General features: G+C 46.6%; 10 protein-coding genes. 2 read left to right on the top strand and 8 right to left on the bottom strand.

What is annotated here, in order from left to right; translation table 11 throughout:
- Window positions 1-282: 282 nt before the first annotated feature.
- The 3 genes from ACVA53_RS02880 to ACVA53_RS02870 form a co-directional block, all read right to left on the bottom strand.
- Window positions 283-930, bottom strand: coding sequence for a murein L,D-transpeptidase catalytic domain family protein (locus ACVA53_RS02880; protein ID WP_255042308.1), 648 nt, complete (start codon window positions 928-930; stop codon window positions 283-285).
- A 530-nt stretch (window positions 931-1,460) separates the two neighbouring features.
- Window positions 1,461-4,610 (bottom strand): chitinase C-terminal domain-containing protein, encoded by a 3,150-nt coding sequence (locus tag ACVA53_RS02875; protein ID WP_446504454.1) that lies wholly within the window; start codon window positions 4,608-4,610, stop codon window positions 1,461-1,463.
- Between the two features lie 477 nt (window positions 4,611-5,087).
- Window positions 5,088-5,744, bottom strand: coding sequence for a YccT family protein (locus tag ACVA53_RS02870; protein ID WP_255042311.1), 657 nt, complete (start codon window positions 5,742-5,744; stop codon window positions 5,088-5,090).
- A gap of 213 nt (window positions 5,745-5,957) precedes the next feature.
- Here ACVA53_RS02870 and ACVA53_RS02865 point away from each other — a divergent pair, with 213 nt between their 5' ends.
- Entirely contained in the window at window positions 5,958-6,719 is a 762-nt protein-coding gene (locus ACVA53_RS02865; protein ID WP_255042312.1) for a sulfite exporter TauE/SafE family protein, read from the top strand.
- A gap of 112 nt (window positions 6,720-6,831) precedes the next feature.
- Here the strand turns inward: ACVA53_RS02865 and ACVA53_RS02860 are convergent, their stop codons facing one another.
- Window positions 6,832-8,022, bottom strand: a complete 1,191-nt coding sequence (locus ACVA53_RS02860; protein ID WP_255042313.1) for a class I SAM-dependent methyltransferase — start codon at window positions 8,020-8,022, stop codon at window positions 6,832-6,834.
- 379 nt (window positions 8,023-8,401) lie between these two features.
- On the opposite strand from ACVA53_RS02860, the gene yccX reads away from it, so the two are divergent.
- The gene (yccX, locus tag ACVA53_RS02855) at window positions 8,402-8,674 is read left to right on the top strand and encodes an acylphosphatase (protein WP_255042315.1); all 273 of its coding nucleotides are present in this window, start codon (window positions 8,402-8,404) and stop codon (window positions 8,672-8,674) included.
- Window positions 8,675-8,771: 97 nt separating this feature from the next.
- Here the strand turns inward: yccX and tusE are convergent, their stop codons facing one another.
- The 4 genes from tusE to ACVA53_RS02835 all read right to left on the bottom strand — a co-directional run bounded on the left by tusE (window position 8,772) and on the right by ACVA53_RS02835 (window position 12,062).
- Window positions 8,772-9,101 (bottom strand): sulfurtransferase TusE, encoded by a 330-nt coding sequence (tusE, locus tag ACVA53_RS02850; protein ID WP_255042317.1) that lies wholly within the window; start codon window positions 9,099-9,101, stop codon window positions 8,772-8,774.
- Window positions 9,102-9,218: 117 nt separating this feature from the next.
- On the bottom strand, window positions 9,219-9,884 hold the full coding sequence (locus ACVA53_RS02845; RefSeq protein ID WP_255042318.1) for a Bax inhibitor-1/YccA family protein: 666 nt from the start codon (window positions 9,882-9,884) through the stop codon (window positions 9,219-9,221).
- Between the two features lie 268 nt (window positions 9,885-10,152).
- Window positions 10,153-10,878 carry an amino acid ABC transporter ATP-binding protein gene (locus ACVA53_RS02840; protein WP_446504460.1) on the bottom strand — a complete coding sequence of 242 codons (726 nt, stop codon included), beginning with the start codon at window positions 10,876-10,878 and terminating at the stop codon, window positions 10,153-10,155.
- An 86-nt stretch (window positions 10,879-10,964) separates the two neighbouring features.
- Complete coding sequence (locus tag ACVA53_RS02835; protein ID WP_446504453.1) at window positions 10,965-12,062, bottom strand: amino acid ABC transporter permease; 1,098 nt, start codon at window positions 12,060-12,062, stop codon at window positions 10,965-10,967.

The raw sequence follows: 12,062 nt of genomic DNA, 5'->3' as shown, positions 1-12,062 counted from the left end.
AGCCATCTGTCGTCTTTAAAACGATGGTTATGGCTGCTTGATATTAGAGGGTGTCGCACTTCGGAGTTGAATTCGGGCGTTGATAAACGATACTTGAAGCTTAACTTTATGAGAAAGGTTGCTTGAATAAGCAATAAATACATAATGATATATATGAGTGTCAGTTTAATTAAGCATGGGTGTAGATAAAATTAACACCACGCTATATAGCCAATAGCCAGATATAAAAACAGCAGCTTGAATAAGCTGCTGTTTATTAGACAATAATACAGGGGGAGGGAATTAAGCGTGGGCGTAGATAACACTGCCACCCTTGATGATGTCGATAATTTCTCTTGAAAGATTAGTCGGCAATGCCGGACATCCCCAACTGCGGCCTAAATACCCATGGCGATTAATGAAAGACTTGGTTGCGTAATCTGCTCCGTGGATAACGATGTATCGCTTTCTTGCCTTGTCATTGATACCCGGAGTCAACCCATCAAGACGCAGTGAATAGCCATTACCGCCATAATAGGTGGTATCTGTCAGGAAGGTCCCCAGAGACGTTTGGCGAGAGTTCACGGTGTTAGAGAACTTAGTTGCATTTTTACCACCGCTGTTAACGCCATGCGAGACGAAAGTGCGGTATAGCAATTTATTGCTCTTTAGGTCAACAACAAAGAAGCGTTCCTTCGTAGAAGGAAGGCTGTAATCAATGATAGTCAGGACGGACTTTTTACGGCCTTTAGTATTGTAATAAGCCTCGTAGGCTTCCTTAAATACTTGATAATTAATCACTCCATTTAATTTTGCTTTTTTATATACATCTTTAACTAAAATGTCAGCGTGTTGATTATTAGTATGAGGCTGACTTTTTATAACACTGGCAGTCGCCTGTAATGGCAGAATGATTAGTGCCATCACAAATAGTACGGTTAGCTTTTTCATTGTCCCTGTAAAATGTTCATTTTGTCGTTGTGGTTGGTTGAGGCTGACTCTAACACAAAAAAAATGACATTTGATGCTATGGGAAATGGAGGTGATGAGAGTGATTAAAGCAAAAAAATCCTGTTTTATTGTTTGTGCTTGCTTAAAAAATAATTAATTACAAGTAATTAAAAGCGATTGTCATTTTTATATGAAATATTGTCTTAAAGGTAAAAAAATCATCCAAATATATAACTGTTACAATTGTCAATATGATAATGTGTTGTTTGTTATAGCTAAATGCTGTGTCATATTTTGAAAATAAAGAAATGTTTGTTTTTTGACTGTTTGATTGAAAATTGAGCGCTTTATCGCAATTTTTTACTCCTCTCTTTCTCCAAGCAAGCACTTCAAGAAGAAATGTTGCGTTAGAAATATCAGTTTTGTATAAGTTATATGCTTTTTTGAAATGACGATCTGCCTGTTTTTGAGGGTTTTTGGATGAAAAATGCGCAGAGAAGGCCCTGCGCATGATATTTATCGCTTAATGGTTAAATTGTACACACAGTTGACCAGCTGCCGTCGCTCCCCGGTAATGAACCACTCCACCAGTTGGCTTGGTATACCACACCGTTGTGGATGATCTTATCACCTTGGTTTGCATGGCTGGGGTTACCCCCCCAATCAGTCTGTGGCCAGTTAGGGTAAGTGTTGATACCAGTTGTGCTACAGGTTTCGTCGCCACCCCCGTTATTGCCCCCGTCATTACCGCTGCCGATAGTGCCCAGAGGTAAATCAGGCTGCTCAGACTTGAATGCGTAGTCCTTGCCGTTAACGTTAACGCTATAGTTGGCTGGGCCAGAGATTGGTAGGTAGTACACCATATCAAGCTCATAGGTACCGCCTGCAGGAAGGCTCTTCCAAGCCGGCAGGGTGAAGGCGACTCGGTGCATCACGCCGTCGAGGCCACCGATATTATCGGCACGGCTATGGCCTGATGCAATCACAGCCAAGCCACCACCAGATTGATCCTTGGCATTGTCAGGTGCAGATGTTGGGATATCGAACTGGAATTCAGTTCCACCAGGGATATTCTGACCTGTGTTATTGGTAAAGGTCACAGTAGGGTTGATCGGGTAGTTCTGATCGCCGACCTTAAAGCCTGATACATTGACTGCAATATCAAGTGCCTCAGTTGGGATAGCCCCAGTGGCAACTTTGTTGCCATATGGCGTTGCAGACTTGAACTTCTCATAGATGGCTTTAGTCATGGTATTACCCATGTGGTATTCACCATTACCAGTTTTACATGCATTCTCTGTGGTATCGATAGAAGTGCGATTGCCGTTGGCATCGAAAACGTAGCAGTTATAGTCCCCAGCAAGCTCCCAGAACATGATACCGCCGATTTCCTTGTCGATTACATAGTCTGCTTTAACATTGATGGATGCTTTATCTTCTGTTGATAAGAAGACTTTCTTGTCTGCATTCCATAGCCATGGGGCGACGGCAACGTTGTCATAGTGACGGGTATAGTTCCCCGTTAACTGATGGGCCGGGTTGTTGGCAGGGTCTAGGTTGTAAGCTGTGCTATAGCTACCGAAGATACCTTGGGCAAGGTTCATTGCATGCCACATAGGGTTTGAGCCCGCTCCCATTTCATCACCGGCAGCATTTTTGTCATGCCATAGGTTATCAATACCCTCGGCGCCGTAGCCACAGTTATTCTTTTCACCTTCCCCAGTGCCTGGTGCACACTGTGACTGGTTAGGCAGTGCCGCGCGCCCCCATAGCCCATTTTCACCACCGGTTACACCTTGCCAGCCTCGGGTATAGTATGGAACCCCGATGTTGATACGGCCTGCTGGCATAGAACCACGGAAATAGTGGTATGCCCAATCTGTGTTTAGGTAGCCAATACCACCATAAGCGGCAGTGCCATATACGTTCCACTGTGCCAACTCAGAGTCTTTACCCGTGTCAAACAATGCTGCATTGTGACCTACGTGATCGTTCCACGCACCATGCAGGTCGTACGACATAATGTTGATGTAATCGAGGTACTTGGTGACATCAAAGTCTTCCATGCCGCGTAGCAAGTAACCAGACGAAGGTGCAGCAATAGTCAGCATGTAGTGAATGCCGTCCTGCGCAGATGCGTTATCCAGCTTCTGGCGCAATACTTTCATTAGCTCTTGATAAGAAGCCCATAAATACGCACGGCGAGGTTCCATAAAGGTGGTGTCATCAGGGTTACCGGCACCAGCCATAGAGGTAGGGTATTCGTAGTCGATGTCCAGACCGTCGAACTGGTATTGGCGCATCATTTCCACTGCCGATGTGGCAAATTTCTCGATACCTGCATGATTGATAGAACCATCAGCATTGGTGGTCATCGTATAGAAACCACCGTCTGCAACACGATTGTCGTCAGCGCCGAAATGCCCACCGGTTTCAGCCCAGCCACCGATAGAGATCAGGGTCTTAACGTCATGCTTCTTCTTGTAGGTAGCAAGCGCACCAAAGTGTCCTTTGAAGCCTAAGGCTGGGTCAATATCGACGCCCGGCCATTCTTTACCTGTCGCTGGGTTGGTAGGGTCGGCAATATTACCGACGTTCACTTTGCCATCGCTGCCAATGCTGACAAAGGCGTAGTTGATATGGGTAAGTTGATCCCATGGAATATCATTGACTAGGTAGGCTGCTTGCGGATCATCGCCACTGCGCCAGCTTGTGAAGTAGCCGATGACACGACGTGGGTGATCGGCCCCCATTATTTCACGGCCTTGATCATCATAAATTGTACAATACGGGACCGTGACCCCTTCAGTTTTATACAGGCCGTCTGGTCGGCAACTCTGTGTTGTTACCCCTCCATTAACGGCTAGAGATACCAAGCTAGAATCCGACGTTGCGCCAAGATTATCAGTGGCACGGGCTAAAAGGGTGATAGTGCCAGATTGAGTGGGCGTGTAGTCCAGCGTGTAGGGGGAAGTGGCAACGGTGCCGACTAATGAGCCGTTGGCAAAAAAGTCGACCTTCTCAATAGTGCCATCGCTGTCATCAGCTGTAGAGTTAAGGGTAACTGAACCGCCAAACTCGATACTGGATACAGACAGAGAAAGATTGACAGTTGGTTGGCTATTAGCCGTTTCCTGTACAACAACGGCGACGGATGTTTCGGATGATCCGCCTTTGTCATCGGTTACTACTGCCTTGAGTTGTTGGTTACCAGTGACGGCTGTCCAGTTAATTTGATAAGGAGGCTGGAGCGCTGACCCCAGTTTTGATGAGCCCACATAGAAGTCAACGCTTGCGACTGTCCCATCCTTGTCTGTCGCATCAGCCGCGATAGTTACAGTGTCTCCAGCAGTGAATGCTGTGTTAGCGCTAGGAGAGGTGATTGTGACGGTGGGAAGCTGGTTTGTTGCGCCAGTTGAGCAGTCATCGACAAATGACCATTCTTGGTTTGGACCTGAGTGGGCAGAAGGTGCATTCCCCTTTGTCCACCAATTAGCTTTATACACTTTATTTGTTTCTTGAACCTGAGCGCCCCCCGTATAAGCCACGGCGCTATTCCATGTTTCGACGGTTTCACATTCCATTGCTGCATGGGTATTCATCGCCGCCATGCATGAAACGGCGAGGGTACTGAGCTTAAGTGCCCGAGTTATCGCCTGTCCTTGTTTCAGGTGTTCCATTGAATATTTCCTTAATATTGAAACGCGTTAGTTGAATTTGATTACGGCATCTTGGTCTTGTGTTGCGCCGTGAAAAAAGTATAAGAGGAATACCAAGGTTGGCAGGTGATTTTGTTATAAATCACATACTGACTCGCAAAAATATGCTTTTCTTATGTAATTTAAATAGTGTTATTTTGCACCGATAACTAAATTTTTATACCAGGCACGTTAAGACCAACCTACATCAATATTTGATCAGTCTTGCAGGTTAAAATCGCAGTTCTCTGCGTTAGATATTTTGAAATTAGAGCCACTAGTTACTGCAATATCTGCCTTGATAACAACGATTTTTCCAGTGCAAATACTTGATCAACGACTTATCCAGATTGGTATAAAGATTGGCTGATGTGAAGAGGAAATAGGACGGCATGAGGGTCTGTCGATCAGGGGGGAATGAAAAAAGAGCCCGTAGGCTCTTTTTACATCGCTAGGCTCTTATTCTTGATTGATTTTCGCCTTGAAACGCGCTCGTGTCGCTTCGTCAGCCTGTGCATACCAGTAGTCCAGCATGTTTTCGGCCACATTGCGTGTTTGCTGCTGATCGACAGGCGGTTTTGGTGATGTTGATGATGGTGTTGCGGCAGGGAGTGTGACAGGTACTACCGCAGCTGCAGTCGCTGTTGTTGCTACCGCAGCGACTTTGCCTGACTGGTTATAAACAGCAATTTCTTTTTCGAAGTCACGGCCAAGCTGTAGGCCTGATTTAGTGAGTTTGTCCTGCTCAAAGCTGACTTTTTCTCCATTGGCCGCAACCAATGAGAGCTGAGGCGACTTATTGAACTTGCGTGCGTCTTGTGCGGTGCGCAATTTCGGTAGATCAAGCTTTAAGGCTTCATCACTGGCATCAAATTTAACCACGATAACGTCAGACTTATACAGGTAGTCATCGCCATTATTACGGAGTGAGTCAACGTAGGTAAAGGCAAACTGGTTGACACCATTTGGTAGCGTTAACGTGTCGTTACCATCTTGCTCTACGCCATTAACCAGAACAAGATCAGCTTGGTACGGGAGGTCAAGCTTAACGTCAGCAAGTGAAGAGAAGCTGATGCCGCATGCTGCAATAGCCATTAACGCGGTACGAAATTTCATAGCGGTTCCTTGAAAAACAATGTCCGAATAAGATTGTATTTATCGGTATTATCCTAGCAGTTTGTCGCTAGGAAGCTGAATAGGGACTGAACATTGACTTTGATGCCCTGATAATACTCAATAAATTAATCGGTAAATATAACATTTTGTTCGATGTATTGGGTATATTGCTTGTATACAAAAATACGTTACTGCTATGGATAGAACTATACAATGGATATGTCGTTATTGCAGGCTTGCCTGTTGATTGGAACCGGATTCTTGGCTGGGATCATCAATACATTAGCAGGTGGTGGCTCCAACCTTACCTTACCAGCATTAATGGTCATGGGGATGCCAGCTGAAGTGGCCAATGCGACTAACCGGGTAGGGGTTGCGGTGCAAGGCCTTACGGCCTTGCTTGGCTTTCGGCGACACGGCAAGCTGGATACATCAGATACAGGCCCTATCTTATTGCCAACCATTATTGGTGGCTTACTGGGCGCGGTAGGAGCGGCATATGCGCCTTCAACGTGGATCAAGCCGCTACTGCTAGGCACCATGCTAACTATGGCGCTGGTGATTCTACTCCGCCCTTCGATTGTTGCCCCTCCGGCGGGTAGTGAGCCCAAAAAAGTAAGAAATACCCCCAGCTCATGGTGGGGGCTTGGTTTGGCAGGCTTTTATGGTGGTTTTGTGCAAGCGGGTGTTGGTTTTGTCTTATTAGCGGCCCTAGCCGGGACGCTTCGCTATGACCTTGTGCGAGCCAATGCTTTGAAAATGTTGTGTGCCTTAGCTTTTACATCTGTGGCTTTGGTGCTGTTTATTATTGAAGATTTGGTGTTGTGGGGACCGGGATTGATTTTGGCGGGTGGGACAATGGTGGGATCGCATGTTGCTGTGAAAATGGCTATTTCGGCTAGGCCGGAAACACTGAAGTGGTTCTTGTTCTTGATGACCCTTTGCGGCTCAGCTGCGGCAATGCTGACTGGCTAAAAAAGAAGCCAGCATCAGGCTGGCTTCTTTAACGTTTTTTATTTCTAGACGGTTATACCAACCTACATAAATATTTGTTCAACTACTTATCCAGACTGGTATTAGAACGTTGTTACTTCACGTAGCAGGCAAAACCTTTCAGGTAGAAACCTTCTGGGTAAGCACTGTCTAGTGGGTGATCGGCAGCTTGACCGAAGCGCTCAATAAACTGTACCTCACGCTTGGCATCAAGAGCGGCGTCAGCAATGATTTTCTGGAACAGGTTGTTGTCCATCAGACCCGAGCAAGAATACGTCAGCAGGGTACCACCCGGCTTTAGGATCTGCATCGCAAGCATGTTGATGTCTTTGTAGCCACGGCATGCACCGACGAGCTGAGACTTCGACTCGGCAAACTTTGGTGGATCCATGATCACAACATCGAATTTCTCACCGCGTTCGCGGTATTCACGTAGCAACTTGAACACATCAGCATTGAGGAACTCAGCATTATCAAGCGGGTAGCCGTTAGCTTCAGCGTTCATACGAGCAGTGTCTAGTGCCGGCTGGGAGACATCCACATTCACCACATTGCTAGCACCGCCTTTCAGCGCATACAGGCCAAATCCACCGGTGTAACAGAAGCAGTTAAGAACACGCTTGCCGTTGACATACTTAACGGCGGCTTCGCGGCTGTCACGTTGGTCAAGGTAGAAACCTGTTTTGTGGCCACCAACAATATCGACATTGATCTTAACGCCGTTTTCTTCAATGGTGACAAATTTAGGTGGCTCTTCACCAGACAGTACACCAGTACGCTGCTTAAGACCTTCCTTCTTACGCACTGACACGTCTGAACGTTCGTACACACTACATTCTGGGTAGCAGATATTAAGCGCTTCAACCAAGGCGTCTTTCTGTGCTTCGGCACCTGCACTCAACAACTGACACACAAGGTAATCTTGGTAACGGTCAATAGTGATGCCAGGCAGGCCATCAGATTCAGCGGCGATAAGACGGTAACCTGTCAGGCCGTCACGGGCTGCAAGAATGTCACGCAGACCTTGTGCGGATTTTAGGCGGTTGACGAAGAAATCCACATCGATTTGTTCGTTTCGAACAAAAGTCCATACTCGAACACGGATCTGAGATTGCGGAGAAAATGCGCCGCGTGCTAACCACTCACCATTGTGGTCGAAGATATCAACGGTTTCGCCAAGCGATGGTTTACCTTCTACGCGTTGAATGCCACGCGAAAAAACCCAAGGGTGGCGGCGGCGAAGTGATTTTTCACGGCCTTTAACCAGATAAATTGAAGCTGTCATGACTTGCCCAGTATGGAGTAAGGAGTGGGGGCGTATTATGTTGTCGAAACCACATAAAATCAAATTTATATAGCCTATCATTAGGCCTTGCCCGCAGTGCACGGCCCAATGGGCAGGAACTAGGACTTTCAGTCCTCGTCGTCGTGATCCCAGCGCTTCAGCTTGCCTATCATCCAAGTAATTCTTGCTGAACTAAGCACCTTGAAGTTACTTGGGTATATTGCTAAGAGAGATGGGGGAGTGGTTCCTGATTGTTGTGTCGTGATTTCAATACGTTTTTGTTGGTACTCTCAACTAATATTGTTGTTGCGCTTATTGTTTTGTTTGCGGGCGATAACATATTGTTTTCGAGTGGAAAGCAGGAAGCTTGAGGTGATATATGACACAAATTTGTGTAAAGGCGTTAGTTACTGGCATGGTTCAAGGGGTTGGATTCAGGTTTCATACCGCACATGAAGGGCTGAAGTGCGGTTTGACAGGCTATGCCAAGAATTTACCGGACGGCAGTGTTGAGGTCATGGCTTGTGGCTCAGAGGAGCAAGTTAAGCAACTACTTAGCTGGCTTAAAATCGGGCCGAGGACGTCACGTGTAGACTCTCTTAGCTGGGAGCAAATCGACTGGCGACATTATGATGGCTTTGAAATTATGTAACGGGGCGCGAGCCCGGGATATATCACTGCGATGTGCAAGGTAAGTGGTGATAGGCGAGAGGATACCGCTCGCCCATATTAGCTATCACCGTAAGAGCTTAGATACACTTTACAGGCTTTGGTAGGCCGGCCAGCTTCGTTGCTTGTTTTGCTGGCCCTTTCGGGAACAGTTTGTACAAGTAGCGTGAACTGCCTTTTTCTTCGCCGTACTTTTTAGCCATCGCTTTCACCAACATTCTAATCGCCGGTGAGGTATTGAACTCTTGATAGAACTCACGAACAAAACGGACGACTTCCCAATGGGCTTCACTCAGGGTGATTCCTTCTTCTTCAGCCAAGAGAGGAACCAGAGCCTCGCTCCAGTCGTCGGTGTTTTTCAGATAACCGTGGGCATCGGTGTCTATTTGTTTACCTTCAAATTCAAGCATGTTTGCCTCGCATATAGAACGGGCAAAGCATAGTGATATTCAGGTTTGGCTGCAAGGTTACAGCAACAAAAAAAGCGCCATTTGGCGCTTTTTCATTATCTGTGACTGAATCAGAGATTAGTCGTTGCTACCCATGATGCCTAAGATTTGAAGTAGGCTCAGGAATAGGTTGTAGATAGAAACATACAACGTAACAGTCGCAGAGATGTAGTTTGTTTCACCGCCACGAACAATGCTCTGAGTTGTCAGTAGGATAGCTGCTGACGAGAACAGAACAAACATACCGCTGATGGCCAGTGATAGCATTGGCATCTGTAGGAAGATGTTTGCAACAACCATCACGAGGATAGCAACAAAGCCTGCCAGTAGCATGCCGCCTAGGAAGGACAGATCACGCTTAGTGGTCAGTGCATATGCTGAACACGCCATGAAGGTCAGAGCCGTACCGCCTAGAGCAGGGACAATTGCGTGGCCCATGCCGGCACCAATATACATATTGAGGATTGGCCCCAATGTGTAACCCATAAAGCCTGTTAGTGCGAAGGTAAATACAACACCCAAGCTGCTGTTACGGTTTTTTTCTGTCAGGAACATCAGGCCGTAGAAGCCAACCAATGTGATGATTAAGCCAGGGTGAGGCATATTCATCGCCATCGCAAAACCTGCAACGACAGCTGACCATACAAGCGTTAGAGACAGAAGAAAATAAGTGTTACGTAGAACCTTGTTCGTAGAAAGTACGCTTTCGTAAGCTGTGCCACGATTGACCATACGATCGTTCATAAATAGTCCCCTTAGGGTTAGATATGTGATTGCTAATGTAAATGTATATTGGGGCATTTCATCGCTATTGCAAGCCGTTTGTCAAATTAATGTGGCTGTCCCCAAGCAATAATCATTATTGTAACGATATGACCTGAATGATACTTAACAATTCCTTATCTTTGTGGTCAAAGTTGTAAATGAATGTTACGGCACGTGCTTGCTGCGCCTCATTAAGTGTTTGTTTTATCATGTAATCAGGAAGAAAAAGTATCAACCTTTATACGGATTAGTGCAAAATTTGGTTCAAGAATAGTTGGGTCCTGTCTGATTGTGGGTTGTCGAAGAATGCTTGCGGGGTGTTTTCTTCAATAATTTCACCCATATCCATGAAGATAACCCGGTCGGCAACCTGGCGCGCAAACCCCATCTCGTGAGTCACGCAAATCATTGTCATCCCTTCGTTAGCAAGCTCAACCATGACATCAAGTACTTCCCGGACCATTTCCGGGTCTAGGGCTGATGTCGGTTCATCAAACAGCATTACTTGCGGTGTCATGCATAGCGAGCGAGCTATGGCTACGCGTTGTTGCTGGCCACCAGATAGCTGTCCGGGGTATTTGTTGGCTTGCTCTGGTATTTTCACCCGCTCCAGGTATTGCATGGCGATTTTTTCAGCGTCTTTCTGCGGCATTTTCTTTACCCATATGGGGGCCAAGGTGCAGTTTTCGAGCACCGTGAGATGGGGGAAAAGGTTGAAATGCTGAAAGCACATGCCGACTTCTCGACGAACCAATTCGATATTTTTCAGGTCACTGGTGAGTTCGTTGCCGGCTACGATGATAGTCCCTTTTTGGTGCTCTTCAAGGCGATTAATGCAGCGGATCAAGGTGGATTTCCCGGAACCAGAAGGGCCGCATATCACGATCTTTTCACCTTGCTTAACCGTGAGGTTGATGTCTTTCAAAACATGGAATTCGCCATACCATTTGTTGACCGCCTCCATGGTGATCATTGCTGTAGAGCTATTATTGGGGGGGCTCTGGTTAACATTGCCCTTGCTTACCGTGCTGTCTGTCATACTAAATCCTTCTTGATGACTTACCGTTTATGACCGGTATGAAGTTTGTTTTCCAAATATATGCTGTATCTCGACATACCAAAGCAAAACACCCAGAATACGAGTGCAACAAAGATGTAGCTTTCCGTGGCAAAACCCAGCCATCTAGGGTCTGTATTGGCCGCCTGACCGATGCCAAGCACATCAAACATGCCGATAATCAGCACCAAGCTGGTGTCTTTAAACAGTCCGATAAAAGTGTTAACAATGGCAGGAATACTGATCTTGAGTGCTTGAGGTAATACTATCAGGTACATTTTCTTCCAATAGTTTAGACCGAGTGCATCTGCCGCTTCATATTGCCCTGATGAAATGGCTTGCAGGCCGCCGCGAACGACTTCTGCCATGTAGGCAGCACTGAACAAAACAACCCCAATCAGCGCCCGGAACAGTTTGTTGGTCTCTGTTTCGGCGCTGAGGAATAGCGGAAGCATTACGGAAGCCATAAATAGAACGGTGATAAGCGGTACGCCGCGCCATACTTCGATATACACGGTGCAGAGGCTACGGATCACCGGCATATTCGAGCGTCTCCCCAATGCCAGTGCGATACCAATTGGTAACGACACGACAATGCCGACAATGGCAATGATTAACGTGATCAGCAAGCCGCCCCAAAGGTGGGTTTCAACGACCGGTAATCCGAAAATCCCGCCATAGAGTAAACCGGCAATAATGAAAGGGTACATATTGACGAAGAACAACCATATCCATGTGCGACCTGGTGTCTTTTCATAGGCCAGTAGCGTAATCAATATCGCCAGGGTGAAGTAAAAAAGCTGGGGCCGCCAAAGTTCTTCTTGCGGGTAAAAACCAAACATAAACTGTTCGAACCGAACCGAAATAAACACCCAGCAAGCTCCGTTTCGTTGGCAGTCGTCTCGAGTTGTGCCGACCCAATCAGCATTGAGAAAGGCCCAATCAACGATGTTCCAAAGTGCCACGATAGCGAAATAGCCCAGAACAAGCGTTAGGCATGTGTTAATGGCATTGGAAAACAGGTTTTTGTGTAACCAGCCGATGATACCAACAGTGTTGGCCGGTGGAGGTAAGTCTGGGCGAAATTGGTGTTGATGCAT

The organism is Photobacterium sp. DNB23_23_1 (genome assembly GCF_052873815.1).
Note: the sequence above shows the minus strand (reverse complement) of the source record. Positions and strands in the feature narration are given on the sequence as shown.